The sequence below is a fragment of the Actinomadura sp. 1N219 genome, from assembly GCF_044326405.1.
Taxonomy (GTDB): Bacteria; Actinomycetota; Actinomycetes; order Streptosporangiales; family Streptosporangiaceae; genus Spirillospora.
The window spans coordinates 263,174-289,344 of the sequence record NZ_JBIRAY010000011.1; the positions used below are offsets into that span (position 1 = coordinate 263,174).

At 71.4% G+C, this 26,171-nt stretch carries 23 protein-coding genes; 7 read left to right on the forward strand and 16 right to left on the reverse strand.

Features of this window, described 5'->3' with window-relative positions; all coding sequences use genetic code 11:
* Nucleotides 1-92: 92 nt before the first annotated feature.
* The 5 genes from ACH35V_RS30365 to ACH35V_RS30385 all read right to left on the reverse strand — a co-directional run bounded on the left by ACH35V_RS30365 (nt 93) and on the right by ACH35V_RS30385 (nt 7,145).
* Nucleotides 93-932, reverse strand: a complete 840-nt coding sequence (locus ACH35V_RS30365; protein WP_395977489.1) for a glutamate ABC transporter substrate-binding protein — start codon at nt 930-932, stop codon at nt 93-95.
* A gap of 37 nt (nt 933-969) precedes the next feature.
* Nucleotides 970-2,421 (reverse strand): hypothetical protein, encoded by a 1,452-nt coding sequence (locus tag ACH35V_RS30370; RefSeq protein WP_395977490.1) that lies wholly within the window; start codon nt 2,419-2,421, stop codon nt 970-972.
* 2 nt (nt 2,422-2,423) lie between these two features.
* Nucleotides 2,424-3,794, reverse strand: a complete 1,371-nt coding sequence (locus ACH35V_RS30375) for a VWA domain-containing protein (protein WP_395977492.1) — start codon at nt 3,792-3,794, stop codon at nt 2,424-2,426.
* A gap of 66 nt (nt 3,795-3,860) precedes the next feature.
* Complete coding sequence (locus tag ACH35V_RS30380; protein ID WP_395977494.1) at nt 3,861-6,056, reverse strand: tetratricopeptide repeat protein; 2,196 nt, start codon at nt 6,054-6,056, stop codon at nt 3,861-3,863.
* Between the two features lie 3 nt (nt 6,057-6,059).
* Nucleotides 6,060-7,145 (reverse strand): hypothetical protein, encoded by a 1,086-nt coding sequence (locus ACH35V_RS30385; RefSeq protein WP_395977496.1) that lies wholly within the window; start codon nt 7,143-7,145, stop codon nt 6,060-6,062.
* Between the two features lie 137 nt (nt 7,146-7,282).
* Between ACH35V_RS30385 and ACH35V_RS30390 the strand changes: the two genes are divergently transcribed.
* Nucleotides 7,283-7,924: a DUF6962 family protein gene (locus tag ACH35V_RS30390; RefSeq protein ID WP_395977498.1), complete on the forward strand. Its 642-nt coding sequence runs from the start codon at nt 7,283-7,285 to the stop codon at nt 7,922-7,924.
* An 18-nt stretch (nt 7,925-7,942) separates the two neighbouring features.
* Here ACH35V_RS30390 and ACH35V_RS30395 read toward each other — a convergent pair whose 3' ends face one another.
* From ACH35V_RS30395 to ACH35V_RS30415, 5 genes are read right to left on the reverse strand one after another with little or no spacing between them, the layout of a single operon-like run.
* Nucleotides 7,943-8,716 carry a class I SAM-dependent methyltransferase gene (locus ACH35V_RS30395; RefSeq protein WP_395977500.1) on the reverse strand — a complete coding sequence of 258 codons (774 nt, stop codon included), beginning with the start codon at nt 8,714-8,716 and terminating at the stop codon, nt 7,943-7,945.
* Nucleotides 8,713-10,212, reverse strand: coding sequence for an ABC transporter ATP-binding protein (locus tag ACH35V_RS30400; RefSeq protein ID WP_395977502.1), 1,500 nt, complete (start codon nt 10,210-10,212; stop codon nt 8,713-8,715). The genes ACH35V_RS30395 and ACH35V_RS30400 overlap by 4 nt, the downstream gene beginning before the upstream one ends.
* Entirely contained in the window at nt 10,209-11,036 is an 828-nt protein-coding gene (locus ACH35V_RS30405; RefSeq protein WP_395977504.1) for an ABC transporter permease, read from the reverse strand. The genes ACH35V_RS30400 and ACH35V_RS30405 overlap by 4 nt, the downstream gene beginning before the upstream one ends.
* Nucleotides 11,033-11,980, reverse strand: coding sequence for an ABC transporter permease (locus ACH35V_RS30410; RefSeq protein WP_395977506.1), 948 nt, complete (start codon nt 11,978-11,980; stop codon nt 11,033-11,035). Before ACH35V_RS30410 ends, ACH35V_RS30405 begins: the two co-directional genes overlap by 4 nt.
* A 3-nt stretch (nt 11,981-11,983) precedes the next feature.
* Complete coding sequence (locus ACH35V_RS30415) at nt 11,984-13,528, reverse strand: ABC transporter substrate-binding protein (RefSeq protein WP_395977508.1); 1,545 nt, start codon at nt 13,526-13,528, stop codon at nt 11,984-11,986.
* A 182-nt stretch (nt 13,529-13,710) separates the two neighbouring features.
* Between ACH35V_RS30415 and ACH35V_RS30420 the strand changes: the two genes are divergently transcribed.
* Nucleotides 13,711-15,135 (forward strand): hypothetical protein, encoded by a 1,425-nt coding sequence (locus ACH35V_RS30420; RefSeq protein WP_395977510.1) that lies wholly within the window; start codon nt 13,711-13,713, stop codon nt 15,133-15,135.
* A 100-nt stretch (nt 15,136-15,235) separates the two neighbouring features.
* Here ACH35V_RS30420 and ACH35V_RS30425 read toward each other — a convergent pair whose 3' ends face one another.
* Together ACH35V_RS30425 and ACH35V_RS30430 are read right to left on the reverse strand one after the other, a co-directional pair.
* Nucleotides 15,236-16,129 carry a glycoside hydrolase family 19 protein gene (locus ACH35V_RS30425; RefSeq protein WP_395977512.1) on the reverse strand — a complete coding sequence of 298 codons (894 nt, stop codon included), beginning with the start codon at nt 16,127-16,129 and terminating at the stop codon, nt 15,236-15,238.
* A gap of 90 nt (nt 16,130-16,219) precedes the next feature.
* Nucleotides 16,220-16,738, reverse strand: coding sequence for a lytic polysaccharide monooxygenase auxiliary activity family 9 protein (locus ACH35V_RS30430; RefSeq protein WP_395977514.1), 519 nt, complete (start codon nt 16,736-16,738; stop codon nt 16,220-16,222).
* A gap of 598 nt (nt 16,739-17,336) precedes the next feature.
* On the opposite strand from ACH35V_RS30430, the gene ACH35V_RS30435 reads away from it, so the two are divergent.
* From ACH35V_RS30435 to ACH35V_RS30445, 3 genes are read left to right on the forward strand one after another with little or no spacing between them, the layout of a single operon-like run.
* On the forward strand, nt 17,337-17,978 hold the full coding sequence (locus tag ACH35V_RS30435) for a hypothetical protein (RefSeq protein WP_395977516.1): 642 nt from the start codon (nt 17,337-17,339) through the stop codon (nt 17,976-17,978).
* A gap of 15 nt (nt 17,979-17,993) precedes the next feature.
* A complete protein-coding gene (locus tag ACH35V_RS30440; RefSeq protein ID WP_395977518.1) occupies nt 17,994-18,869 on the forward strand; it encodes an MBL fold metallo-hydrolase in 876 nt (291 codons plus the stop codon).
* The gene (locus ACH35V_RS30445; RefSeq protein ID WP_395977520.1) at nt 18,866-19,423 is read left to right on the forward strand and encodes a carboxymuconolactone decarboxylase family protein; all 558 of its coding nucleotides are present in this window, start codon (nt 18,866-18,868) and stop codon (nt 19,421-19,423) included. The genes ACH35V_RS30440 and ACH35V_RS30445 overlap by 4 nt, the downstream gene beginning before the upstream one ends.
* Before the next feature lie 34 nt (nt 19,424-19,457).
* Here the strand turns inward: ACH35V_RS30445 and ACH35V_RS30450 are convergent, their stop codons facing one another.
* The 4 genes from ACH35V_RS30450 to ACH35V_RS30465 are packed head-to-tail and all read right to left on the reverse strand — an operon-like array spanning nt 19,458 to nt 23,335.
* Nucleotides 19,458-20,912, reverse strand: coding sequence for an aldehyde dehydrogenase family protein (locus ACH35V_RS30450; protein ID WP_395977522.1), 1,455 nt, complete (start codon nt 20,910-20,912; stop codon nt 19,458-19,460).
* On the reverse strand, nt 20,909-21,787 hold the full coding sequence (locus ACH35V_RS30455; RefSeq protein ID WP_395977524.1) for an amidohydrolase family protein: 879 nt from the start codon (nt 21,785-21,787) through the stop codon (nt 20,909-20,911). The genes ACH35V_RS30450 and ACH35V_RS30455 overlap by 4 nt, the downstream gene beginning before the upstream one ends.
* Before the next feature lie 12 nt (nt 21,788-21,799).
* Nucleotides 21,800-22,600, reverse strand: a complete 801-nt coding sequence (locus ACH35V_RS30460; protein ID WP_395977526.1) for a hypothetical protein — start codon at nt 22,598-22,600, stop codon at nt 21,800-21,802.
* A 51-nt stretch (nt 22,601-22,651) separates the two neighbouring features.
* The gene (locus ACH35V_RS30465) at nt 22,652-23,335 is read right to left on the reverse strand and encodes a GntR family transcriptional regulator (protein ID WP_395977527.1); all 684 of its coding nucleotides are present in this window, start codon (nt 23,333-23,335) and stop codon (nt 22,652-22,654) included.
* Nucleotides 23,336-23,581: 246 nt separating this feature from the next.
* On the opposite strand from ACH35V_RS30465, the gene ACH35V_RS30470 reads away from it, so the two are divergent.
* Both ACH35V_RS30470 and ACH35V_RS30475 read left to right on the forward strand, forming a co-directional pair.
* Nucleotides 23,582-25,123, forward strand: coding sequence for an ABC transporter substrate-binding protein (locus ACH35V_RS30470; RefSeq protein WP_395977529.1), 1,542 nt, complete (start codon nt 23,582-23,584; stop codon nt 25,121-25,123).
* Nucleotides 25,124-25,143: 20 nt separating this feature from the next.
* A complete protein-coding gene (locus tag ACH35V_RS30475; RefSeq protein WP_395977531.1) occupies nt 25,144-26,154 on the forward strand; it encodes an ABC transporter permease in 1,011 nt (336 codons plus the stop codon).
* Nucleotides 26,155-26,171 lie beyond the last annotated feature (17 nt).

Sequence of the window (26,171 nt, forward strand, 5' to 3'; positions counted from 1 at the left end):
ACGCGGCGGGCGTCCCCTTCGGGGGGCGCCCGCCGCTGCATGTCCGGCCGGGGTGCTGCGCGTCCGGCCGGGTGCTGCGCGTCCGGCCGGGGTCAGGCGCAGCCCTCGAACTCCGGGACGCTGGTGCCGACGGCGAAGTCCACCGACCCGAACCACTCGGTGAGCAGGGTCTTCGCGGCGCCGTTCTGGTACATCTCGGTCAGGTACCGGTTGACGGCCTGGCAGCCCGCCACGTCCCCCTTCTTGATGCCGACCCCGTACTTCTCGTTGGTGAACGGCGCCTTGACCATCGTCGTGCCCGAGCCGTTCGCCGCGGCGAAGCCGGCGAGGATCAGGTCGTCGGTGGACACGGCGTCCATGCGGCCCTCCTTGAGCGCGGTGACGCACTCGCTGTAGTTGCCCGCGGGGACCAGCGTCGCGTCCACCTTCCGCTCCTCGGTGACCCGGCGCCACGAGTTCGACCCGGCGGCCTGGCAGAGCCGCTTGCCCCGCAGATCGCTCACGTTCCTGATCGACCGGTTGCCCGCGCGGACGAGGATGTCCTGGTGCGCGACGTAGTACGGGCCGCCGAAGGTGACCTTCTCCTTGCGCTCCGGGGTGATCGAGTAGGTGGCGAACACCATGTCGACGACGCCGCCGCTCAGGGCCTCTTCCCGCTCGTTCGAGGTCAGCTCGACGAACGTGAGGTCGTCGGGCTCGACGCCGAGCCGGCCCGCGACATAGGTGGCGACGTCGACGTCGAAGCCCTTGTACGTGCCGTCCCACATCAGCAGGCCCAGCCGCGGCTGATCGGACTTGACCCCGATCCGCAGGCTCTTCTTGCCGATGATCGACGCGGACGCGTCGCCGCCGCCGGCGCGGTAGGCGACCAGCGCCACGCCGACGAGCAGGACGGCCACGATCACGATCACGGCGTTGCGCAGTGCACGCACGGTCGGCTCCCTCCAGTCGCGATGATCCGCCGTCCCATCAGCGGTACTCCACCAGCCGCGGCCACACGCCGCCCACCACCAGCGCGCCGATGACCAGGGCGGACGCCGGCAGCAGCCACGCCCAGGGCGCCAGCGCGCCCTCCCCGTCCCGCACCATGCGGTCGACGACGAGCTGATGGCGGACGACCCGGGCGTCGAGAACGGCGTCGTGCTGCCGGAAGGCGGGATGGGACAGGAAATGCCAGCGCGGGTCGACGTGGGTCCTGGCGGCGTCCTCGAGCTTGCCGGCACGGGCGAGTTCGCGGACGCGGCGGTCGTTCTGCTGGTAGGCGCGGTAGCGCGTCAGCAGCGTGTCGACGGGCGCCTGCTGCCCGCGGCCCGCGGCCTCGGTCGCCTCGACGCCGTAGTAGCCGCCGAAGGACACCGGGTGCGGGTCGCCGCCGTAGCGCGCGACCCGCGCGTCCAGCATGGCGTAGTAGGACTCCAGGTCGCGGGCCTCGCGGATGTAGAGCATGGCCTGCGACTTCTCGAAATAGGTCTGGTCGTAGCGGTCGGCGTCGGCCGGGTCGAGCAGGGCGCGGATGCGGTCGGCGTTCAGGCTCTTGCCGGTCGCCCTTGTCCTCGACAGCCGGAGGACGGGGTCGAAGCCGTCCTCCTTGGCCATCTGCACGTAGTCGGCCTCGGTCGCCAGCAGGGACGCGGCCGCCGCGGTCAGGGCCGTCGTGCCCAGGGCGGCGGCGACCAGGAACAGGCTGATCACCCGCCTGAAGCGCTTGGCGAGGTAGACCTGCAGCCCGGCGAGCGCGACGAGCACCGTAAGGCCGAGCACCAGCACCCAGATCCGGCCGGACTTCATCCGGGAGAGCGGGTCGCCGTAGGACGCCTCCACGTCCGCCGCGCCGGCCAGGGTGAGGTTGTTGGCCTTGGGCAGCAGGTCCTCGGTCATGATCTTGGTGGCCGCGCGGTACTCCGCGGCCGCGTCCTCGGGGAGCCGCCCGAACGCGTGGTCGGCGGCGCGGCCCCGCTCCATCGCCGCCTGGACGCGCTGGTCGTACAGGTGCAGGCCGTCCAGCACGGACTGGACGGTCCGCAGCCGGACCGGGTCGTCCTCGGCGAGGCGCGCGGCCTGCAGCGCCGCCCGCTGGGCGTCCTCGCGGCGGATGTCGTAGAAGTAGCGGGGCAGGCTCCGCGCGCAGGACGGGCCGCCGTCCATGTCGACGTCGCAGAGCCATTCGTCCTCGGCGCCGGTCAGCAGGACGTTGGTGACCTGGGCGTCCATGTCGCTGAGCGCGAGGTAGACGTCGTTGGTGGCGACCACCATCGGGCCTTCGTCGTGGCCGATGGCGCGCAGGGCGGCCCGCGCGTCCAGGAGCGCGACGCCGGTGACGGTGAACAGCACGAAGATCGCCAGCAGGACGACGGCCGTCAGCGCCTGGACGCGGCGCGGGACGGTGTGCAGCCGGAACAGCCGGAACAGTCTGCCGGACACGCTCAGCCCTCGCCCTCGTCGTCAGGCTTGCCTTCGGCCTCGGGCTCGGGCTCGTCTGGGGGGCGGCTAGTCGATTCGCTTGATTCGGTGTCGAGGGCGATGAGGTCGGCGGCGTTGACGTCATGCCTTGGCCGGACCTCGCCGGTCTCCCTCGCGACGACCTTGTCGAGCCGCTGGGACGTCCCCGCGTCGCCGGTCCGCTCGGCCAGCTCGTGCGCCTGCCGGAGCTTGCTGCCGGCGGTCTCGTCGTCGCCCTTCTTGTACGCGGCCAGCCCCTCGCTGACGGAGTCGGCGATCTCCTCCTGCCGGGAGTAGTGCTCGACGGACGGGTGCCGTCCGGTCGACTGCGCTTTGTCGTCCGTCCATTCGGCCAGGATCATGGCCTCGGCGAGGCACTCGTCCGGCTCGCCGCCGGGGCCCGGCACCACCACCGATACCCGTGCCGCCTGCATCCGCTGGTACGGCTGCCCGACGGGGACCGTGACGCACAGGTGGTAGTCGCGCTTCTCCGTCCCCCAGATGCCGGTCGGGTAGTCGCCCGTCGCCGGGCCCTCCGCGTGCGGGTCCACCTCGACCCGCTTGCCGGTCAGGTCGCGGCGCGCCGGGTACACCTGCTTGAGGAACCGCAGCGAGACCTTGTCGGGCGTCCAGACCCGCAGCGCGACGTCGGCGACGGCCTTGCCCATCGCCCGTCCGATCATCTCGGTGAAGTCGGCGGTGAGGTGCCGCGGATCGGCCACGACCGCGAACCGGCCGAGCAGCCGGGTGGCCACCTCGCGCAGCTCGGCGGGGTCCCAGTCGTCGCCGACGCCGCGGCAGTCGCAGACGAAGCGGCCCGCGCAGCCGGTCAGCGCCGCGTCCAGCTCCGCCGGGGTCTCGTGCTCGTTCCGGCCGTCGGTCAGCAGGACGGCGTGCCGGATGCCGTGCCGGGAGCCGTCGAACAGCTCGGCGGCCAGCCGCAGCCACCGGCCGATCCGGGTGCCGCCCGCGGCCGTCAGCGCGGAGACGGCGATCTTGGCGTCGTCCTTGCAGCGGTCGGTCGCGGGAGCCAGCAGCACGTTGCGCGGGTAGACCATGCGGGCGTCGCGGGCCCCGGCGACGATGGCGAAGTCGACGTCCTCGCGCAGCGCGTCCACCGCCGCCTTCGCCGCCTGCTGCGCCTCGACCAGCCGCTCGCCCGCCATGGACGCCGAGGTGTCGACGATGATGACCTCCGCCGCCGAGGACGGCCGCGGCGCGGACGACGACGGCGCGCGCAGCGGCGGCCTGCCGGTCCGGGCCGCGACGCGCACGATGGCGTGGACCTGCGTGCCGTCCGCCGGGAGGTAGGGGTTCTGGTGGATCTCGACCGCGAAGTCGGGGCGGTCACTCATCGATCACCTTCCTGGGGGCCGGGGTGCAGGGGCGGAGGGTCGGGGGGCGAGGGGTCGGGGGCGGGGTCAGGGGCCGAGGAACGTCCTCGGGCGCACCGCGTTGGCCTTGTTCACCAGCGCGTGCCGGGTCTCTCTGTCGTCGGCGACGTGGGCCAGCGCCCGGTACGTCCGTTCGAGCTCCTTCCGCAGGCCGTCGCGGGTGAGCCGCGCGTTGATCAGCGTCGTGTCGGGGTTCTCCTCGCCCTTGGCCTCGGCCCAGGCCAGCGCGGCCTCCAGCAGCTCGGCGACGAGCTGGCGGCGCCGTTCGCCGTCGACCCGCGCGTGGTCGAGCCGGGCCGCCGCCTTCTGCAGGTGCTCCTTGGACAGCTGGTCGGACGGGCGGCCGCGCAGCGTCGCGGCCATCGCGGCGAGCTGGGCGGCGCCGTAGTGCCTGGACAGCGAGGGGACCTCGTCCAGGGCGTCCACCGCGCCGGAGCGGTCCGACATCGCCAGCCGGACGCGGGCCAGCCCGAACGCCGCGCTGAGGTAGCCGCGGTCGGTCCGCCAGACGCTCTCGTAGCGGCGGGCGGCCTCCGCCATCTCGCCGGACCCTTCGCAGCAGAACGCCAGCGCCAGCTTCGGCGCGGCCTCGCCGGGCATCCGGTCGTACAGGCCGTCGAACAGGCTCTGCGCCTCGGTGTACTCGCCCGCCATCAGCGCGCTGACGCCCCGGTACCAGGGGACGCGCCAGTCGACGTCGTCCTGGTCGGACGGCGGATGCTCCGCGAGAGCCGCGTCGGCCTCCGCCCGCTGCCCGAGGTCCAGGCGGGCCTGGATCAGGGCGAGCCGCTCCTCCAGTGCCGGGGGCTGGCGGGCGGCGCGGGCGGTCAGCGTCTCGACGATCTCCGCGGGCCCCCGCGCGGTCAGCTCCGCGAGGCCGGCGGCCTCGTCCGGCTCGTCCATCACGGGCACCGGCAGGGCCGCCGCGGCGGCGTCCGCGGTGAGGGAGCCGAGCACCGGCCCGTCCCGGCCGGACGCGACCGCCCGGTCGGACGCGGCGATCTCGGTGCCGACCGCGAGCCGCTCCCGCCCGAACAGCGTGGACGGCACCGGCCACGGATCGGCGTTGCGCGGCGCGGACATGACCTCCCGCAGGACGCCGAACAGCTGCTCCGCCATCTCCGCCGCGCCGCGGAACCGCCGGGCCGGGTCCCGGTGGGTGGCGCGGCGCAGCAGCCGGTCGTAGGAGTCGAACCGCTGCAGCAGCGGGACGTCGTCGCGGCCCGGCAGGGTCGTCTCGAACTCGCCCGTGTAGTCGAAGTCGAAGCTGAGCACCGCCATCGTCCGGCCGACGGTGTAGAGGTCGGAGCTGATCGACGGGCTCCGCTCGGGCAGCTCGGGCGCCCCGAAGCCGCGGGTGCCGTAGATGGGCGCGCCCGGCGGGCTGCCGTCGATCCGCCAGGTCGCGCCGAGGTCGATGAGCGTGATCCGCTGCTCGCACTGCATGACGTTGGCGGGCTTGAGGTCGCAGTAGAGGATGCGGCGGGTGTGCAGGTAGTCGAGCGCCCAGAGCATCTCGATCCCGTAGGCGATGACGTGGTCGACGGGGAGCACGGCGTGCGGGCCCTCGTCGCGGCGCTTGTCGTTCAGCAGCTCCTGGAGCGAGCGGCCGCCGACGTACTCCATCACGATGTAGCGCTGGACGCCCGCCCGGCTCGGGCGCGCCGTTCCGGCCGGGTGCCGGACGAAGTTGTGGATCTTGACGATGTTGGGGTGGCTCACCGCGGCGAGCGCGGCCCGTTCCGACTCCGGCACGTCGGACACGTCCGGGCCCGCGTCCAGGAGGCCCTTCAGGACCACCCAGTGGCCGACGTTGTTGTCGTGCGCGAGGTAGATCCGGCCCTGGCCGCCGTGCGTCAGGCAGCCCTGGACCTCGTACTGGCCGCCGACCATCTCGCCGGGGCGGAGCTGCGGGACGGGCTCGTCGGCGGGAACGTCCGCCAGGACGGCCGTCTCGGGGTCGCGGTACGGGACGGGCGGCACACCCGCCATGTCCAGCAGGCCGTAGGGCGTGATGCGCCTGGACGGGGTCTGCCCCGCGGGCCCCTGCCACGGCTCCGTCGGCCCGGACCACGGCTCGGTCGGCGGCCGCTCCGGCCGCTCCGGCCCCTTCGGGGGCGGCGCGGACGCCGGCGGCGCCATCCCGCAGAAGTCGCAGAACCCGGACCGGACGACGCCCCTGCGGCAGTGGACGCACTGGCTCGTGGAGCTCATGGAGCTCATGGGCTACCCCTCCTGGATCTCCCGCAGGTAGCGCAGCACGGCCGATTCGGCGGCCTCCAGGTCGCACGGCGCGGTCCAGAGCAGGTCGTGGGCCGTCCGGTACGGCTCGTCGAGGCGGGGATCTTCGGCGCGGCCCAGGTTCCGCGCCATCACCTGCAGCGACGCCAGCCGGCCGCGGAGTTCCTCGCGCACGTCGAGCGGCGCCTGGACGACGGCGAGCGCCGACCCCGCCTGCTCCAGCGCGGCGGCGGCGTCCCGTTCCAGTTCCGACGCGGCGGCGAGGAGCCGCGACCAGCGGTGCCCCGGGCGCGGCTCGCCGAGCGCGGCGAGGCGCTCGGGCAGCCCGGCCGCCGGGTCGGAGACGTCCGGGACCGGGGAGGACACCTTCTCGGCCGTCTCCTCCCTGACCTCCCGGGTCTTCTGGAGCGTCGCGTCGACGGAGGCGAGGGCGTCCCGGATCCGGGCCAGCGACGCGCAGAACTCCCGGCCCGCGCGGACCTGCTCGGCGAACTCGCAGAGCCACGCCTCGACGTGCGGTTCCTTGCCCGTCGTCCGCACCTCGCGGTCGGCGGACGAGTCGAACACGCGGCGCGTCCGGATGACGTCGTGGTGGAACTGCGCCGAGGCGATGAACGCCAGGTCGCCGGACGCGTCCTCCAGCGCCCGCTTCACCTCGGGGGCGTCCAGCAGCCGGAACGCCTCGTTCAGCGCCGTGCCGACGACGCCCTTCGGGTCGTGGTGGACGTACCCGGCGTGCAGCGCGACGCGGAGCCGGATGCGGGTGTCGGGGTCCACGTCCCGGTTGTGCCGGCCGAGCTCACCGGCCAGGTGGAACGGCAGCGGGTCGACGAGCCTGGCCTGCGGGCCCTCCGTCGGGACGAGGAAGAACGCGCCGTCCCCGCGGTCCTCGTGGTAGCGGTCGTCCGAGCCGATCCCCGCCCAGGTGAAGGCCCGCTCCAGGGCTTCGTAGAGACCTCCGCGCATGTCCGCCCGCTGCAGGTCGTTGAGCCCGGGGCGGGTGAACCGCTCGATGTCGACGCAGATGATCGCCCTGTGGACCCTCCGGTGCGAGTGTGAGGCAGAGCTCATGGACGCGGACTCCACGGCGCGGGCGGGGAGGCGGCGGGCGCTCCCGCCCCCCGCGGTGCGCCCCTGGCGAAATCACCGTTCATGTTATACGCACGGCGGCCACGCATAGTGAGTAATTTGCCCGGTACCGTGCACGTATGCTCGCCGAACCCGCGCCCGCGCTGAGCGACCTCGCGCTGGGACTGGTCGTGGTGGCGCTCGCCGTCCGGCTGGGACGCGCGCCGACCGTCAACCGGCACTGGCGCACGTCCTTCTGGTGGGCGGGGATCGCGGCGCTGGCCGGGTTCGTCCACCACGGCTTCGTGAAGTTCTCGGACCGGTGGGACGAGCCGAGCTGGGCCGTCATCAGCGCCATGGTCGTCGTCGCGGTGTCGTACCTGCTGGCCGCGACCGTCGCCGAGGTGCTCGGCCCCCGCCACCACAAGACGTTCTGGCTGCTGCGCTCGGTCGGGATCGTGGCCTACGCGGGCCTGGCCGTCACCGGGCACGCGGGCGTCACCGCGCTGCTGGCCTGCGAGAGCCTGACGATGGTCAGCATCCTGATCCTGTGGGGAGTTGCGGCCCGCCGCCGCGACCCGATGGCGGGCCCGATGATCATCGCGCTGGCCGCCAGCGGGGCCGCCGCCGGGACCAAGGCGCTCGACCCGGACGTCACCGGCCGCGTCGCGCTGGACCCGACGTCGGTGTACCACCTCGCTCAGATCGCGGGCATGGTGCTGCTGTACTTCGCCGTCAGCACCCCGCGGCGTCCGGGCCCCGAGCCGAGCCCCGCCACCTGACCCCTCGCGCGGGTCGGCCTAGCGCAGGGCCGCGACCAGGGCGTCGCTGTGCGAGCACCAGACCTGCCGGGCTTCCGCGAAGCCCTGTTCGCGGAGGGCGTCCAGGTGCCATCGGGTGGTGGTCGGACGGTCGGCCCGGTGCGCGCCGTCCGGGCTGCGGGGGTCGCCGAGCATCGCGAACCGGCGGCGGGCCGGCTCGGCGAGGACGGGGTCGGCGGCGACCTTCGTCCACCAGTTCGGCCAGTCGAGCGCGCCCCCGGCCCGCTCGCGTTCCTGCCGGGTCGCGTGGAACGCCTCGGCCGCAGCGTTGAGGCGGGGCGTGGACTCGTCGGTCATGTGGTCGGCGTTGAGGAACACGCCGCCGTCCCTGAGCACGCCGTGGACGCGCCCGTACAGGACGCGCAGCGGTTCGGTGTCCAGCCAGTGCAGGGCGGTGGCGGTGAGGACGGCGTCGTACGAGCGGTGCGGCAGGGCGTCCGTCCAGGACGGGTCGGTCAGGTCGGCGGTCACCAGCTCCACCCGGTCATCGCCTGCGAAGTGGCCGCCCGCGATGGTGAGCAGGGCCGGGTCGATGTCGACGCCCGTGGCGCGGGCGCCGGGGAAGCGCCTCAGCAGCCGGTCGGTGATGGTGCCCGTCCCGCAGGCGAGGTCGAGGACGGACGGCTCGGGGCCCGCGACCGCCTCGACCGTGTCGAGCATGACGCGGAAGCGCTCCTCGCGGTCGGGCATGTACCACTCCTGCTGGCGGTCCCAGCTTTCCTGCCATTCCTGCCAGGCGGCGGTTTCGGTCATGGTTCCCTCCGTTGGGGTCGGGCCGCCCGGATCAGCAGGCGGGTCGTGCCGGACTCGGGTGTTTCGAGGACGTGGCCGAGGTCGCCGCCGTCGACCACGCGGCCGCCGTCGAGGACGATCAGCTCGTCCGCGACGCCGGAGAGCAGGGCCAGGTCGTGGCCGATCCACAGGACGGACGTGCCGTCCGCGCGCAGGCGTGCGATCTCGTCCAGGACGCGGGCGGTGGCGGCGGCGTCGAGCGCCGTGGTGATCTCGTCGCAGATCAGCACGTCGGGACGGGCCAGCGCGGCGCGGGCGAACGCCGCCCGCTGGAGTTCTCCGCCGGAGAGGGCGGACGGGGAGCGGCGTGCGGTGTCCGGTTCGACGCCCAGGCGGGCGAGGAGGTCGGCGGCCTCCACTGCTGCCTTCCCCGGTGGTGATGCGCGGAGCTTGACGGCGGTTCTGGCCACCTGGTCGAGCACGGTGCGGCGCTCGGCGAACGAGCCGCGGACCTCCTGCCACACGTACTGGACGCGGCGCTTCTGCGTCCGATCACGGCGGCGGAGCGGCGGCAGGGGCGTCCCGTCCAGGAGGACGCTCCCCCGATGCCGTTCGTGGAGGCCCGCTATGCATCGGGCCAGGGTCGTCTTGCCACCGCCCGAAGGCCCGGCGACGCCCAGGCAGCCTCCCGGTGGCAGCGACAAGGAGACGTCGTGCAGGACTTCGCCGCGTCCTCCCGCGCGCAGCCAGGCGGTCAGATTCTGAATTTCCAGACGCGTTGGTGCATCGGGCGCGGGCTTGCGGGGGCGTGCCGGTGTCGCCGCTGCGGGCAGGACGTCCTGGGGCGTGCCCTGGCCGGTGACGCGGCCGTCGTCCAGCATGACGACATGGTCGGCCAAGGCACCGACAAGTTCGTGGTCGTGGCTGAGCAGCAGGAGCGCCATTCCGTCGGCGGCGAGGGCGGAGAGTTCCTGGACGAGCCGCATGCGCGTCACGGTGTCGAGGCCCGTGCTGGGTTCGTCCAGGATGAGCGCCTTGGGGCCGCAGGCCAGCACTTGCGCGAGGGCGACGCGCTGCCGCTGCCCTCCGGAGAACTGGTGCGGGAAGCGGCGCAGCACGGATTTGTCCGGTGACAGCTGGGCCTTGCTGATGGCGTCGGCGACGGTCGTCTTTCCGTGCAGCCGCGCCAGTTCTTTGATGACGGCACCGGTCCGGCGCGCGGGGTTGAGGGCGCTGCCGGGATGCTGCGGCAGGTAGGCGATCGTCCCTCCGCGCAGGCTGGCGGCCTCGGGCGTGACGCCGCGCTCGTCCACCACTGGCACGCCGCCTACCTTGACCGTCCCGCGCAGTTCCACGCCCGGCGCGGATTCGCCGAGCAGCGCGAGCGCGGTCGTCGTCTTGCCGCTGCCGGACGGCCCGACCAGCGCCGTCACCCCGCCCGCCCGCACGCCGAGGTCGACTCCGCGCAGGATCTCGGACGTCCCGGTGCGCGCCGTCAGCCCGCTGACCTCGATCATCGTGCCGCCTTCGCACTGCGCGACCGCTCCCGGGCGCGGCCGCTCAGGAGCCGGTCGGCGAGGAGGTTGAGCCCGACCGTGAACATGACGAGCATCGCGGCGGGCGCGCACACCGCCCACGGCTGGACGAGCAGCGCCTCCCGGCTCGCGGCGATGGCGACGCCCCAGTCCGGCGAGTTCGGGTCCAGGCCGAGGCCGAGGAAGTTGGCGGCGGCGACGGTGAAGACGGCCAGCGAGACGCGGGTCCCGGCGTCGGCGGCGGCGACGGGCAGGACGGTCCGTCCGATGTGGCCGAACAGGACGCGGGCGCGCGACTCGCCCTGCATCCGCATCGCCTCGGCGACCGGGCCGCTCGCCGCGTCCAGCGCCGCCGCCCGCACCAGCCGCGCCACCGCCGGGACGTTGATCGCCGCGACCGCGAGCGCGACGGCCTCCGGACGCCCGCGCCACCCGACCCCGACCACGCTGATGATCAGCAGCGACGGGATCGGCAGGATCAGCTCCACCGGACGCATCGCCAGCTCGTCCAGCCAGCGGCGCCGGGTGGTGGCGGCGGCGAGCCCGAGCGTCCCGCCGAGGACGTAGGCGAGCGCGACCGCGCAGCAGGCGACGCCCAGGGCGCTGGGCCCGCCGCGCAGGAGAAGGCCGAGGACGTCGCGTCCCGTCCCGTCGGTGCCGAGCAGGTGCCCGTCGCCTCTGATGTAGGGGGCGCCGTCGTCCGGGGTGATCGCCGGGGCGAGGACGGGTCCGAGCACCGCGACCAGGACGGGCACGGCCAGGAGCAGCACCGCTACCAGCGTCAGCGCGGAGAAGCGGCGGGTCATCGCAGCACCTCCGCGCGGGGCGCGAGACGCTCGCAGACCAGGTCGGCGGCGATGTTGAGCGTCAGCGCCACCGCCGCCAGCAGCAGCGTCAGCGCCTGGACGGTCGGCACGTCCCGGCTCTGCACCGCCTCGATCAGCGCCGTGGCGGTGCCGGGGATCGCGAACACCGCCTCGACGATCAGCACCCCGCCGAGGAGCTGGTCGCCCGTCCGCGCCAGTTCCTGGACGCCCGGCACGGCGGCGTTCGGCAGCACATGCCGCAGCACCAGCCGGCCGCGCGGCACCCCCAGCCGCCGCGCCTGGACGGTGTAGCCCGCCTCCAGCGCGGCGATCGTGCCCGCCCTGATCTGCCGGGACAGCGTGCAGACCGTCCGGGCGAGCAGCACCGCCACCGGCAGCACCAGCAGGCCGGGCTGGCTCAGCAGCTGCCCGCCTTCCGCGCCCAGCCAGGTGGACGGCAGCCAGCCCAGCTGCAGCGAGAACACCGCGACCAGCGCCAGCGCGAGGACGAAGTCGGGAATGGAGTTGAGCGCCAGCGTGACCGCCGTGATCGTGCGGTCGAGGCGTCCGCCCGCGCGTAGCCCCGCCGCCAGGCCGAGCAGCATCGCGAGCGGCACGAGCAGCACGACCGTCACGGCGGCGAGGAGCACGGTCGCGGTGAGCGAGCCGGTGACGATCTCGGTCACCGGCGTCCCGCCGACCAGCGACGTGCCGAGATCGCCGGAGAGCAGCGCGCCCGCCCAGTCGAGGAACCGCTCGTCGAGCGGCCGGTCCAGGCCGAGCTGCTCGCGCAGGTGGGCGACCTCCCCCAGCCCCGTCTGCTCGTTGAACTGGACCTCGGCGGCGTCCCCGGGCAGCAGCGAGGTCAGCAGGAAGATCAGAACGGCGAGGCACGCGAGCTGGACGACAGCCAGCCCCACCCGTCGCGCGGCATGACGCAGCACCGCTCAGACCAGCCACACGTTGTCGAACCGGGCCCAGTCGACGGTGTTGGGCTGGGCGGCCTTGACCCCGTGCAGGCGAGTGGACACGGCGTTCAGCCAGTCGGGGTGGCCCCAGATCAGCAGGCCCCCTTCGTTGTGGATGCGCTGCTGGAGGACGCCGTAGCGCCGCGTGCGCTGCTCCTCGTCCACGATCGACTGGGCTTGGCGGAACTGCTTGTCGAAGTCGTCGCGCTCCCAGGCGCTGGCGTTCTGCGGGGAGCCGGTGAGGAGCCTGTCGCTGATGTAGGTCGGGATCGGCATGGCCCCGCAGCGGTGGCTGCCCAGCAGGCCCGTCTTGAGCTGATCCGTGTAGTAGCTCTCCGGCGGCCCGGTGACGACCTTCACGCGCAGCCCGGCCTCGCCCGCCTGCTGGGCGAACAGGTGCGCCGCGTCCACGAACCCGTTGGCGGCCGTGGACGTGTAGAAATCGACCTCCTTGTTGATCAGGCCCGTCTTGCGGAGGAGCGCGCGGGCCTCTTCGACGTTCCGCTCGCGCTGCGGGACGTCCCCGGGGTAGTAGGCGAAACCCTTGCCGTACATGTCGTTGCCGACGGCGCCGCGTCCGCCGAAGACGACCTCGACCAGGCGGGCGCGGTCGGCGAGGAGCTTGAGGGCCATGGCTGCGTCGGGGTCGTCGAACGGCGGCCGGTCGGTCTTCATCACGATGCCTTCGGCGCCGCTGCGGGGCGCGGCGATGATCCGCACCTTCCGGTTCGCCTTCACGACGCGGGCGAACGTGGGCGTCATCTCATGCGCGTACTCGACCTCCCCGGCCTGGACGGCGTTGGCCCGCGCCTCGGTCTCGGCGGACAGGATGCGCAGCTCGTCCAGGTGCGCGGGGCCGTCCCAGTGGTCGTCGAACCGGCGGGCGGTGAACGAGCGTCCGGCCGTGAACGACTGGAATCGGAACGGTCCAGTGCCGACCGGCCTGGACGGGTCGTCGTAGCCGCGCCGCACGACGGCCGTCCCGGTCATGGCCAGCAGCGACGGCAGCTCGGCGTTCGGACGCGTCAGCACGATCTCCACGACCTGCTTGCCGACCGCCCGCGACTTCCGCAGATCGATGCTCGACAGCGAGGCCCGCGCCCGGCGGTCGACGCCCTTGGGGTCGAGGATTCGGGCGAGCGTGTAGAGGACGTCGTCGGCGTCCAGCACGTGGCCGTCATGGAACGTGGCGGCGCGCAGGTGGAACCGCCAGACCGTGGCGTCGTCGTTGGTCTCCCAGCGCTGGGCGAGGCGCGGCACCGGACGCAGCGCCGGGCCGAGGTCGACCAGCTTGTCGAAGACCGCCTTGTGCCGGGCGATGTCGACGAACTGGCGCTGGGCGTGCGGGTCCATGGTCTCCTTGGCGCCGGACCCGGGGAACACCGCTCGCAGCGTCCCGCCCTTGCGGGGCGCGCCGGAGGCGGTTGTTCCGGACGAGCACGAGCTCAGCAGGACCGCCCCGCCCGCTCCCGCCAGCCCTCCCGCCAGCCCGAGAAACCCACGCCGCGTAGTCCCGCTCGCCACGCCGCACATCACCTCTTCGCACATCGGGGCACTTGGTGCATCTAAGCCGCAAATGCAACTTTATTGCAAGAGAGGTCCACCGAGTCGGCCAAGGGGTGCCCATGGGAGGGCAAGACCCCGCGGCGTACTGCCAGGAGCGGTTGTCGGCGACCGTAGGGTCCCCGCGAGAGAGGGGGCTCGTCTTGAGGAGATCACGGAAGGTCACGCTGCTGGCCGCGGGAGCGACGGCGGCGGCGACGATCGTCCCGGCGGCGGCCTGGCCGGGCGGTGCCGCCGACGCGTCCGGCACCGCGGCCGGGCCTGCGGGCGGGCTTGCGGGCGGCGGACGCTGGGTGCTGGTCGATCATGAGGGCTTCGACCGTCCGCTGCAGGTCGACGGGGCGCCGTGGCGCCTCGACCCGCAGGGTCCGGACAGCCCGTGGCACGTCGACGCGTTCGACGACGACGGCGACGCCTGGAAGAAGATCAGCGGACCGCTGTTCGCGCGGCAGCTCGCCACCCTGAACGTCTTCCGCAAGCGCGTCGCGTTCGGCCGCGGCGGCTGGCTGACCGCCGAGGTCGCGGCCGTCGACAAGGACCGCGACGGCCGGCCGGACTCGCGTCCAGGCCTGTCGACCGCGTCCCTGCCGGGCGGGCAGAAGGCCGCGCGGATCTCCGAGCCGAGCTGGGACGCCGGGGTCCTCATCCGGCCCACGCGCCCGCTCCCGCCGCGCTACCGCGTGGAGATGACGCTGCGCGGCATCGACTTCGGCGGCGAGCGCGGCGGCACGTTCGACTACGGCGGCAAGCACAACGGCTACACGCGCGAACCCTGCAAGACCCGGTACCCGTGGACGTTCCAGGGCGCGCTGCCCGGCAAGTCGCGCTGCGACTATCCCGACGTGACGAGGGAGAACGGGTTCTACTACCTGACGATCCTCGACTACGCGACCCCGGCGCCGCACGGCAACCCCGGCATCCACTACCGGCGCAAGGTCATCATGGACGGCTACTACAGCGACGACGAGCGCTGGAAGAGCGCCGGGACCTGCAATCCGAAGACCGGCGAGATCTACCGGACGTTCGACGGCACCTTCAACGGGGTCAACGCGCTGTTCGTCCGCGGCGACAAGTTCCGCGAGGCGTCCAACAACAACATCAGCAACGAGTACTACATCAAGACGGCCTGCGGGAACGTGTCCATGGACAAGCCGTACGGGCCGGGCGGCAAGTTCCGCCAGCATCTCACCAGCGCCGAACTGCGGCCGGAACTGCTGCCGAAGGCGTCCTACACGTTCGCCATCGAACGCGACCGCACCGGATACACGCTCGAGATGAGCGGCCCGTTCCTCAACACCGGGCAGACGACGCTGCGCGTCCGCCACGATTTCGTGGAGGACGGCCGTCCGATCTGGCACTACAACCAGACCCCGGGCGAATACGACGGCCGGTTCGACCGCGAACTGAAGCACACCGGCCCCGCCGGGACGTTCACGACCGAGCATTCCTGGCCGAAGGGCTCGGCCTACCCCGACTCATTCATCATCGGCGACCCGCACCTGAACTACTACGAGGGTTCGGCGCACGTCGACGACATCCGCCTCTACATTCCCGCCCGCGAGAGGTGACGGAACCGGACGACCCGCGTCCGGTGGCGGCCGGACGCGGGTCGAATGCGGGGCGATCGCGCGAGGGGGTCGATCCGCGATCGGATTTATATGTTTTCCGTCAGCAGGTCAGGTTGTCACCGGTGGGGACACCCAGTAGCTGGGTGAACCGCTTGTAGGCGTTCACCCGGCTCTGCACCTGGGACGGATTGCCGCCGTTGCATTCCAGGCTGCCGTTGATGCTGCGGATCGTCTCGCCGAATCCGCGTCCGTTGACCATCGCGTTGTGCGGGGTCATGGTCCCCGGGCCGTTCTGCGTCATCCAGTACCAGATGGCGGTCTTCCAGGCCGTGGCCGCGTCCCGCTCCACCTGCCACGGGTTGTTCAGCAGGTCGATGCCGAGGGCGTCGCCCGCAGCCTTGTAGTTGAAGTTCCAGCTCAGCTGGATGGGCCCGCGGCCGTAATAGGCGGCCTGCCCCGCGGGACATCCGTAGGGCTGGCTCTTGTCGCAGTAGTGCGGGTAGTTGTCCTTGTTCTGCTCGACGATGTGGACGAGCCCGCCGGTCTCATGGTTGACGTTGGCGAGAAAGGCGGCCGCCTCCTGCTTCTTGACCGTGTCGCTGCCGGTGTTGGCGAAGGCGGGGTAGGCCGACATGGCGGCGGTCAGGCCGGTGTAGGTGTAGAAGGAATTGCGGCTCGGGAACATCTGGTTGAACTGCGCTTCGGTCACCACGAAGGCACTGCTGCCGGGCGGGTCGGTGGGACCGCTGGGACCACCGCAGTTCCCCTGGTCTGCCCAGACGATCGTGTTTCCGGGTGACTCGTTCAGCGTCCACCATTTCGCCGTCCAGTTGTGCCCGCCGTGCGACGCGACCGCGCCGCCGGTGTAGACCTTGGAGGCGTCCCAGGCCGTCGCGCAGTCCGCGGCGGCGGCCGACGACATCGGCTGAATGGCCGACAGCGCTCCCGCCGCGAGCAGCGCGGCGCCGAGCAGCGTCATCTTGCGTTGCACCACTTCACATCCTTTGCGATTTCACGCGGTGCGGCCCGCCACAGGGGTGCGGAGCGAGCCGGCCATTTCCAGCCGCCGATGTGCCGCCGCGAGTTACTGCACGTTCACGTCGATGCAGGCGTAGAAGGCGTTGGCGGTGTCGGCGATGTTCCAGATCGCGAGGATCTTCTGCCGTCCGCTCACGCCGCCGAGGTTGACGTTGTGGGAGATGGTGGCCGGCGGCTGCTTGTTGTTGCCGGGGATGTCCGCGACCTTCTGGCCGCCGACGTAGTACTCGTAGTTCCTCGTGCTGTGCCGGGCGGTGAACGTCCAGGTGAACGTCACGGACTGGCCGACATTGGAGACCTGCCAGCCCTTGTTGTCGTCGTCCAGCTCGCGGAATCCGGCGTTGCCGCCGCTGCAGCTGCGCAGGCCCTTGGGCCCCTCGACGCTCTGCGGCTCGTACTTGATCGCTCCGCACTGGACGATTCCCTTGGCGCACTGCGCCTGCCGGCTCATCGGCGCCGAGACGTACCCGTGCGCGAAAGCCGAGGTCGCCGGGATCACTGCGATGAGAGGGGCGATTCCGACGCCCGCCGCGGCGGCGGCGAGCCTGCGTTGTGACTTCTTCATGCGGGGGGTCCTTGCCTTGGGGGTGGTGATGGCATGGCGTGGACGGGACCGGACGGCGTGCGAGGCCGGGGAGTCGGCCTCGGGCCGGGGAGACGAGCCGCTTCTGCCGGAGCGGCACGGCCGCGTCCATCGGGGCGATGGAGGAGAGCGGGGCATGCGGGACTCCATCTGATAGGAAACTTTCCTATCGGGTAGCTGAACGTTAACGTTCCGTCCGATTGCGGGCAAGACCTCGATGAGAACGGCCCGTTCGCGCGCGCATGACCAGCGCAGGCCGAGAACTGAACCACGCTCGACCGCTCCAAAGAATTGTCAGAATCCCCTGATCGGCTGGCGCCTGATTGGCGATGTTCGCCGAATTCGACGCGCGAAATGCATTATGACCTGCACAAATGGCGCCGCCCGGCGGGACGGTGTTGCCGCGTTCCACCCGCGTTCCACCGCGTCCGGCTCAGCCGCGGCGTCCCGGACGCCCTGCGCCACCCCCGAGGTTCGGACGGCACCGTCTGAAATGTATGGTTTGTAGTGAACTGTTCCGAGCGGAGGGGTGGCAGGGTTCATGGGGAGGCAACCGCTGAGCTGTCCGTTGTTCCTTGCGGTGGGGCTCAGGCCCGCTCCGGACGAGTCCGAGGCGGAGCTGCGCGCGCTCGCCGACTTCTACGACACCGTCCATCTCGCGGAGGTCGTCCGGCTCAACGAGGGGTTCGTGAGCGGCGCGCGGTACGAGCTGACCGAACCCCTCGACGACGAGACGGTCCCGTCCTGGCTGGCGGTCTACGGCATCGACGGCGAGGAATCCGCGAGCGCGTTCGTCAGCAGGCAGCGGCCGGTCTACACGACCGGCCCGCCCTCGTTCTACCGCGCCGCGGTCGTGTGGCGGATGATCTGGGAGAGCTCCGGTTCGGTCGGAGCACGAGAGCTGACCCCCGGCAAGATGGCGATGATCGGCATGGATCCCGCCGCGGACGCCACCGACGCAGAGACCGCCGCCTTCGACGACTTCTACACGCGAACCCACCTTCCCGAGATCGTCTCCGGCCTCGGATACGACCGGGGCACCCGCTTCCTGCTCTGGCACGAGTTCACGCACCCCGCGCCGGGCTGCCCCCGCTACAACGCGGTCTACGAGGCGGAAGACCCGGAACCTAGGCCGCCCGGCGTACCGCCGCTCACCCCGGGCCCGCGCGCGTGGGAGGAACGCCAGGTCGGCTGGCGGGCGAAGTACCGGCGAGCGGCCTGAACGGAGAGGACCCGGATGACCTCGGCGACGATCAAGGTCGGCAGGACGCGGGTGTCGCACGTCAGCGACGGAGTGGCCAGGGGACCGCGCAAGTACTGGTTCACCGGCGCCGATCCGGCCGACTGGATGCCCGCGGCCGGCGTCACGGACCCCGACGCGCTGTTCACCGTGACCTTCGGCGGATTCGTCGTCACGGGCGACGGCCACGTCACGGTCGTGGACGCGGGCTACGGCCACCGCGCACACGAGATCCCCGGCCTGGCGGGCGGGGGCGGGATGCCGTCCGCCATGACCGCGCTCGGCATCGGACCGGAGGAAGTCGACCAGGTCGTCCTGACCCACCTCCACGCCGACCACTGCGGCTGGCTGACCAAGGACGACGAGGGCGCCCTCACGTTCCCGAACGCGACCGTGCTCGTCAACGAGCGCGAGCACGCCTACTGGACGAGCGACGAGGTCGACGCCATCGCGTTCAACCGCGATGGGGCCGGCGAGGCCCGCGCCCGCCTCCGCGCCGTCGAGGACGCCGGGCTCCTCCACACCTTCGGCGGCGAGCTCCGCCTGTCCGACGCGATGACCGTCCTGCCGACGCACGGCCACACCCCCGGCCACGTGTCGGTGCTGGTCGCGGACGGCGGCGCGGCCGCGATCCTGGCCGGTGACGTCCTGCACCACCCCGCGCACGTGGACCATCCGTGCTGGCTCCCGTCCGTCGAGTACGAACCCTCGGAATCGATACGCAGCCGCAAGCGGCTCGCGGCCCTCGCCGCCGACCGGAACGCGAAGATCCTCGCCCCGCACTTCCCCGTCCCCACCGTGGTCAGCGTCGGCCACGCCCCGGACGGCCGCGCGCGGAGCACCGCAACCCACGACATGGAGGACGCGACATGAGCTCTGCCGATCCCCGCATCGACCCGGTCGACGTGGACGCCTACCACCGGCTCGAACGCGAGCTGTTCGGCGACGACGCGCTGACCGGCGACGCCCACGTGTCCCGCACCTGGGCGCACAGCCCCGGCCTGACGAGGGCGCAGCGCCCCCTGCAGAATTACCTGCTCGGCCAGTCGCCGCTCCCCGCCCGCGACCGCGAGCTGGTCATCCTGCGCGTCACCTGGCTGAGCCGCTGCGAGTACGCCTTCGGCCAGCACGTCCGGATGGGCGCCGCCGCCGGCCTGGCCCCCGAGGAGATCGAGCGCGTCCCGCAGGGGCCCGCCGCCGACGGCTGGACGGAGTTCCAGTCGATCCTCCTCCGGGCGGTCGACGAGATGCACGCCCACACCCGCCTGACCGACCCGACCTGGACGGCGCTCGCCAAGACCTACGACGAGGCCCAGCTCCTGGACCTCATCGCCGTCATCGGCCGCTACTGGACGGTCGCCGCGATGCTCAACACGGTCAACGTCCAGCCGGAACCCGGCCTCCCCACCTTCCCCCGCACCCGATAGGCCGGGAGTCGGCCGGCGGCCGGATTCCGGTGCGTCACCGGACGTCGATCGCGAGGGTCTTGACCTGGCTGAACTCGTCGACGACCCAGCGGCCGCCGAGCCGGCCCCGGCCGGACCGGCGCCCGGCCGCGCCGCCGAAGGGCAGGCTGTACTCCCAGTAGTTGGACGTGTCGTTCACCACCACCAGCCCGCAGTCGATGCGCTCGCCCAGCCGGAACGCCTTGGAGACGTCGGACGTGAACAGCGAGCCGACGAGCCCGAAGTCGCCGTCGTTCGCGGCGGCGACCATGTCCTCCTCGTCGTCGAAGACCGACAGCGAGGCGATCGGGCCGAAGGTCTCCTCGGCGAAGAGGGCGGCGTCGCGGCCGACGGAGGTGATGACGGTGGGCGGGAAGTAGAAGCCGTCCTCGTCCTGGAGCCGCTCGCCGCCGGTCACGACGTCCGCGCCGCGCTCCCGGGCGTCCTGGATCAGCCGGTCGTAGCGGGCGATGCCGGACTCCAGGTGGACCGGTCCCATCGTGACCTCGGGGTCCAGCGGGGACCCCAGAACCGTGTCCGTGGCCTGCTTCGCGAGCAGCCGGGTGAGCTCGTCCGCGCACGACGCCGCCACCAGGACCTTGCCGGCGGCGCTGCACACCTGGCCCGCGTTCCAGAACGCCGCGTTCGAGATCGCCGTCGCGGCGATGTCCAGGTCGGCGTCGCCGAGGACGACGATGGGCGAGTTTCCGCCCAGTTCGAGCAGGAGTTTCTTGTCCCAGGCCGATTTGGCGATGGACTGGCCCGTCCCGCTGCCGCCGGTGAAACCGACAGCGGCGATTCCCGGGTGCGTCACGAGGTGGCTCGCGACCGCGACCTCGTTCGTGACCACCAATTGCAGCAATTCCTGCGGGAAGTCTGCCGAGAGGAGGATCTCGCGGAATTTCGCCGCCACGACGGCCGTGGTGGGAGCCGGCTTCCACACGATGGCGTTGCCGGACGCGAGTGCCGGGCCGATGTACTCGACCGGGATGTTCACCGGGAAGTTCCACGGGGTGATGACCGCCCACACGCCCAGGCCCTCACGGCGCACGATCGCCCGCTTGTTCGCGTCCTGCACGTGCGGCGTCTCGCCGCCCGCGGCGAGGACGGACTCCGCCGCCATCTCCAGCCCGCGAACGGCGAAGAGTATCTCGCCGCGTGCCTCGGCGACCGGCTTGCCGTGCTCGGTGGAGAGCACCTGGGCGAGTTCCTCGTGCGAAGCGAGCAGCGCCTGGGCGGCCGAGCGGCACCATTCGGCGCGGGTGGCGGGACGAGCGTCGCGGGTCTTGCGGAAGGCCGCCCCGGCGCTGGCGACGGCGGCGTCCACATCGCCCGTCGACGCCGCCGCCAGCTCGGTGAACGGCCGTCCCTCGGCGGGGTTCATCGCCGGGTACCCCGTGTCGCTCTCGCGCCACGATCCGTCGATCCAGGATCCGAAGAAGTCGGCGCCCGAAGGCGTGGCAATTGTCATGACGATCCTTTCGTGTGCTCCCATTCCCAGCCGCCCTCGGGACGGGGCCAGTTCAGCACCGTGGCCGCCGTCCGGCCGAGCATCCAGACCTTGTCCTCCTCACTTAGGAAGTCGAGCGTGTACCGCACGTGGTCGAGGTTCTCCCGCCAGGTCGCGCCGCGCACCCGCGTCGTGTCCGAGGCCCACATGAGCCGCTGCGGACCGTACGCGTCGTAGACGCGGCGCAGCGTCGGGGTCAGCGACGGGTAGGGGTACGGCTCGGACGTGTAGTCGGGGATCGCGGAGTACTTCATGTAGACGTTCGGGTACTTCACCAGCGGGAAGATGTCGTCGATGTGCGCCCAGAGGTCCTGCGTGTCCGGGTCGCCGATGATCAGGCCCATATGGTCGACGATCAGCCGGAGATCGGGGTGCCGCTCCGCGATCGCGGCGACCTTGCGGACCTCGGGGCCGTAGATCAGCAGCATCAGCGGGATGCCGAGCCGCTCCGCGGCCTCCCAGAACCACGGGAACGTGTCGACGTCGATCCAGTCGCGGCCGCGGAAGTCCGGGTAGCTCATCCGGATGCCGCGCATCCACGGGTCGTCGAACCAGCGCTCGATGCGCTCCCGGTCGGGGTCCCAGAGGTTGAACCGGCCCATCACGCCGAACCGGCCCGGGTGCTCCGCGGCCCAGGCGAGCTGCGGCGAGTTGTCGTCCCCCGCCCAGATGGCCGGGACGATCGCGACGGCGTCGACGCCGAGCTCGTCCATCCTGGGCAGGATCTGCTCCGGCGTGGACTCCGGCTTCCCGGTGTAGGTCTCGCCGATGTCCGGCCAGGGCCGGTCCGGAGTGTTCGGCAGGAACATATGGATCTGGGTGTCCAGGATGAACATGACTCCCCCTCATCAAGGTCGCCGGACGGTCGCTCCGTCCGGCGGCGTGGCCCCTGGAGTGAACGTCGCCCGTGGAATGAACGAGATGTTCCGGTACCAGAGCCGCCACGGCGTCGCGTGCCTGGCCCACGAGGCGGGGCCCGGGGTCCAGGTCTTCGCCTTCAGCAGCGTGCGCAGCGTCGCGAGGACGCTCTCGTCGCTGGCGTCGTCCAGCTCGTAGACGGCGAGGTAGCGCGGGCAGCCGGGTTCCGGATGCTCGAGCGCGTGCCGCAGCGCGTACCTGGTCCCCCGGCGGAAGCCGCCGATGGACACCGCCTCGGGCACGTGGATCTTGGTGTAGAACTCCTCGAACTCGGCCAGCTCGTCGCCGACGTCCGCGGGCGGGTCGATGCCGATGATGTAGATCCCGCCCGGGGCGCCCGTCGAGGGCGAGGTCTCCGCGACCTTCTCGTAGACCACCCGCCATCGGTGGGTGAGCAGGTCGGGCCACAGCGGCGGGTCGTCGGTGTAGCCGGGACGGGCTCCGTCGCCGGCGGTTCTCCCGGTCGTTCCGGCGACGTACGCGTCGGCCGCCTCCTCGCTCTCGACCTCGTAGGCCGCCAGGTACGTCCCGCCGAGGTCGCCCCGCGAGTCCGGCAGTTGGAGGACGTAGCGGTGCGCGGCGACGAAGCCCGGATGCCTCGCGAAGACCTCGGGGACGTGCGTCTCGTCGTAGAACCGGTTGAACCGCGCGACGTCCGCCGGGTCGGAGGCGGCGAAGTCGAGAGCGATCCAGTACAGGAACCTGTTCGAGAAGGGTGCGTGCGCGTTCATGCGGCGGCCTCCTGGGGGGCGGCGGCGCTCATTCGAGCCCGGCTTGGGCGGTCATGCTCCGGAGGCTCGTTCTTCTTCCAGCTTCGCGATGGCCGCGAGCGCCGCGTCCTTCGCGGCGTCCACGTGGTGCCGGGCGAGCTGGGCGGCGCGGTCGGCGTCCCGGTCGGTGATGGCCGCGACGAGGTCGCGGTACTCCTGCTCGGATCTCTCCCGGCGTCCGGGAATGGTGAGCGACAGCCGGCGCAGCGCGTGGATGCGCGCGTGGAGCGGCGCGAGGGTGGACGCCAGCAGGGCGTTCCGCGCCCCCGCCAGCAGCAGCTCGTCGAAATGGTAGATCGAGGAGAGCTGGTCGTCGTCGCTCTTGCCCGGCCGGGTGAGCTTGACCAGTTCCAGGATCTCGGTGTCGGTGGCGCGCTGGACGAAGAGCGACGCGGCCTCGGACTCCAGCGCCGCGCGCACCTCGTAGAGCTGCCGGACGTCGTCGCTGCCGAGCACCGCCACCCGGACGCCCTTCCGGCCCGACATCTCGACGAGCCCCAGCGCCTGGAGGTGGCGGACGGCCTCGCGGATCGAGGTGCGGCTCACGCCGGTGAGCTCCATCAGCTCGCGCTCGGTGAGGCGGCGTCCCGGCGACAGCGTGCCTTCGAGGATGGCCTGCCGGACCCTGCGCACGACGAGCTGCGGAACGGTCTCCGCGGGGCGGTCGATCCGCAGGTCCGGTCCGGTCTCTGACATGCCCTCTCCTCGATTTTTGTATGACGTAAGTTAGTCATACGTCCGAGGGTCGGTCAACCTCCACCGGGAGTGGCGGCACGGTAGCCGTGCGTTCTATTCACTGGCCAGCGGCAGCAGCGCGGGCTTTTCCGCAGACCAGGTCCACCTTCGTTATTGACGCGGCGTAGTACGTCTGCTTTCGTACGTCATACAAACTACAAGCGCTCCCAACGCACCCGCACCAGCGTCTTCCCTTAAGGAGGAAGGATGTTGAGTCGATTGGTCGGCAAGGGGCACAGGAGACGTCCCCCGATACTCGCGCCCGTGGTGGCCTCCGCGATGCTCGTCAGCCTCGCGGCCGCATGCTCCACGGGCTCGTCGGAGGGGCAGGGTGCGTCCGGGGGCATGCTCCGTGTCGGCGTGGTCGCCAGCACCATCTCCACCCTCGACGCCTACTCCAACCTCAGGTCGCAGGACTTCTACGTCCGCAACGCCTCGATGTTCGAGCCGCTCGCCCACCGGACGAAGGACGGCGGCTACCAGTGGGCCCTCGCCACCGGCATCACGCACAACAAGGACAACACCGAGTGGACGGTCAAGCTCCGTCCGAACGTCAAGTTCCATGACGGGAGCGCGTTCAGCGCGGACGACGTCATCGCCGTCTTCCAGCGGGTCCTGGACAAGAAGAACGCGCTCATCGAGCGCAACTACATCGACTTCATCGACCCGAAGGGCATCGAGAAGGTCGACGACCTGACGGTGAAGTTCAAGCTGCCCAAGCCGTACGGGCCGTTCGAGTTCGCCGTCACCAACAGCAACATCATCTTCTACAAGAAGGGGTCCAAGCCCGAGCAGGCGATGGGCACGGGCCCGTTCAGGCTCGTCTCGTTCGCCCCCGGGCGGGAGACGCTCGTCAAGCGGTTCGACGGCTACTGGGGCGCGAAGCCCAAGCTCGACCAGGTCAAGATCATCAGCTTCAAGACGGCGGAGGCGTCGACCAACGCGCTGATCGGCCGGCAGATCGACGCGAGCTCCAACATCCTCCAGACCTCGCTGCCGACGATCGAGAAGACGCCGGGCCTGAAGGTCATGAAGAGCGACGTGAACCTGAAGGTCTCCATCGGCATGCGCGCCGACAGCCCGCCCTTCAACGACGTGCGCGTCCGGCAGGCGATGCGGCTGATCGTCAACCGCAAGCTCGCGCTCACCAACGCCTTCGACGGGCTCGGCGAGGTCGCGAACGACCACTCGGGGTTCGACAAGTGCGTGCCGGCCGTCCCCCAGCGGGAGCAGAACCTCGACCAGGCCAAGAAGCTGCTGGCGGACGCGGGCAAGTCGAACCTCACCATCGACCTGCGGACCGCCGCGAACAAGCCCGGCATGCTCCAGCTCGTCCAGATCCTGGCCGAGGACGCCAAGAAGATCGGCGTGACCATCAAGGTGCAGAAGATGGAGCTGGGCGCCTACCTGGAGAAGTGGGGCGACTGGACGTTCTACACCGGCTACGACACGCGTCCCTACCTTGAGGGCGTGCCCGAGATGATCAGCGGCGACGCGGTGCTCAACCACAACCACTGGGACGACTCGGAGTTCAAGTCGCTGGCCAAGAAGCTCTACGCCACCGCCGACGTCCAGGAGCAGTGCGAGATCCAGAAGCAGATGAAGAAGATCGAGCACGAGCGCGGCGCGAGCATCCTCACCGCGACGAACCCCACGGTGAGCGTGTACTCCTCGAAGGTGAGCGGCCTCATCCCGGAATTCCCCTCGGGGAACCTGTACGACTTCACCAAGGTCGGCCTCGACCAATGAGCAGGTAGGGCGGTGTCGCGGTGACGGTTATTGATACGACGACCGGCAACACGGTCAAGGACGCCCCGGCCCCGAGTCGTTCCCGGCGGTCCGCCCTCGCGTGGCAGATCGGGCGGCGTGCGCTGACGGGCCTGGTGACCCTGTGGTGCATCTCCGTCATCGTCTTCGTGGCGACGCAGGCGATGCCCGGCGACGTCGCGCACATCATCCTCGGGCCCGGGGCGTCCGCCGAGCAGGTGGCCCAGCTGAACCAGAACCTGGGTCTCGACCAGCCGTTGCTCAGCCAGTACTGGGACTGGCTGAGCAACGTCCTCACCGGCGACATGGGGAACTCGCTGGTCAGCGGGCAGGCCGTGTCCGAGCTGCTCGCCGAGCGGATCTTCAACTCCGCGACGCTGACCGTCATCGCGATGGTGCTCATCCTGCCGCTGTCCCTGCTGGTCGGCCTGCTCGCGGCCGTCTTCAGGGACAAGCTGCTGGACAGGTCCTACCTGGGCACCTCGCTCATCGTGACGGCGACGCCGGACTTCGTCATCGGCAGCCTCGTGATCGCGCTGTTCGGCACCGTCGTCTTCAAGGTGCTCCCCCCGGTCTCGATCATTCCGCCGGGGGACGTGCCCTGGGAGCATCCGCGGGAGCTCGTGATGCCGCTCGCCGTCATGGTGCTCGTCGGGGTCACCTACCTCTCGCGCCTCGTGCGGGTGTCCTTCATCGACGTGCTGGAGAGCGAGTACGTGCAGCTCGCGATCATCAAGGGCCTGTCGATGCGGCGGATCCTGTTCCGGCACGCGCTGCCGAACGCCCTCGCGCCCAGCATCCCGGCGGCGAGCATCATGGCCGCCTACACCATCGCCGGCTCGGTCGTGATCGAGTACCTGTTCGCGTATCCGGGCATCGGCTCGGCGCTCGTGGACGCCGTCGCCGGCCACGACCTGCCGATGATCCAGGCCATCATCATGCTGATGGCGTTCGCGTTCTTCTGCTTCAACCAGCTCGCCGACGTGCTCGGAACCCTGAACAAGTCCCGCTGACGGACGAGTCCCGCTGA

Coding starts and splice junctions, on each gene's coding strand:
- ACH35V_RS30375 (WP_395977492.1), bottom strand. CDS start 3,794: ATGAGTGACCGCCCCGACTTCGCGGTCGAGATCCACCAGAACCCCTAC.
- ACH35V_RS30380 (WP_395977494.1), bottom strand. CDS start 6,056: ATGAGCTCCATGAGCTCCACGAGCCAGTGCGTCCACTGCCGCAGGGGC.
- ACH35V_RS30385 (WP_395977496.1), bottom strand. CDS start 7,145: ATGAGCTCTGCCTCACACTCGCACCGGAGGGTCCACAGGGCGATCATC.
- ACH35V_RS30390 (WP_395977498.1), top strand. CDS start 7,283: ATGCTCGCCGAACCCGCGCCCGCGCTGAGCGACCTCGCGCTGGGACTG.
- ACH35V_RS30395 (WP_395977500.1), bottom strand. CDS start 8,716: ATGACCGAAACCGCCGCCTGGCAGGAATGGCAGGAAAGCTGGGACCGC.
- ACH35V_RS30400 (WP_395977502.1), bottom strand. CDS start 10,212: ATGATCGAGGTCAGCGGGCTGACGGCGCGCACCGGGACGTCCGAGATC.
- ACH35V_RS30405 (WP_395977504.1), bottom strand. CDS start 11,036: ATGACCCGCCGCTTCTCCGCGCTGACGCTGGTAGCGGTGCTGCTCCTG.
- ACH35V_RS30430 (WP_395977514.1), bottom strand. CDS start 16,738: ATGAAGAAGTCACAACGCAGGCTCGCCGCCGCCGCGGCGGGCGTCGGA.
- ACH35V_RS30440 (WP_395977518.1), top strand. CDS start 17,994: ATGACCTCGGCGACGATCAAGGTCGGCAGGACGCGGGTGTCGCACGTC.
- ACH35V_RS30445 (WP_395977520.1), top strand. CDS start 18,866: ATGAGCTCTGCCGATCCCCGCATCGACCCGGTCGACGTGGACGCCTAC.
- ACH35V_RS30450 (WP_395977522.1), bottom strand. CDS start 20,912: ATGACAATTGCCACGCCTTCGGGCGCCGACTTCTTCGGATCCTGGATC.
- ACH35V_RS30455 (WP_395977524.1), bottom strand. CDS start 21,787: ATGTTCATCCTGGACACCCAGATCCATATGTTCCTGCCGAACACTCCG.
- ACH35V_RS30460 (WP_395977526.1), bottom strand. CDS start 22,600: ATGAACGCGCACGCACCCTTCTCGAACAGGTTCCTGTACTGGATCGCT.
- ACH35V_RS30465 (WP_395977527.1), bottom strand. CDS start 23,335: ATGTCAGAGACCGGACCGGACCTGCGGATCGACCGCCCCGCGGAGACC.
- ACH35V_RS30470 (WP_395977529.1), top strand. CDS start 23,582: ATGTTGAGTCGATTGGTCGGCAAGGGGCACAGGAGACGTCCCCCGATA.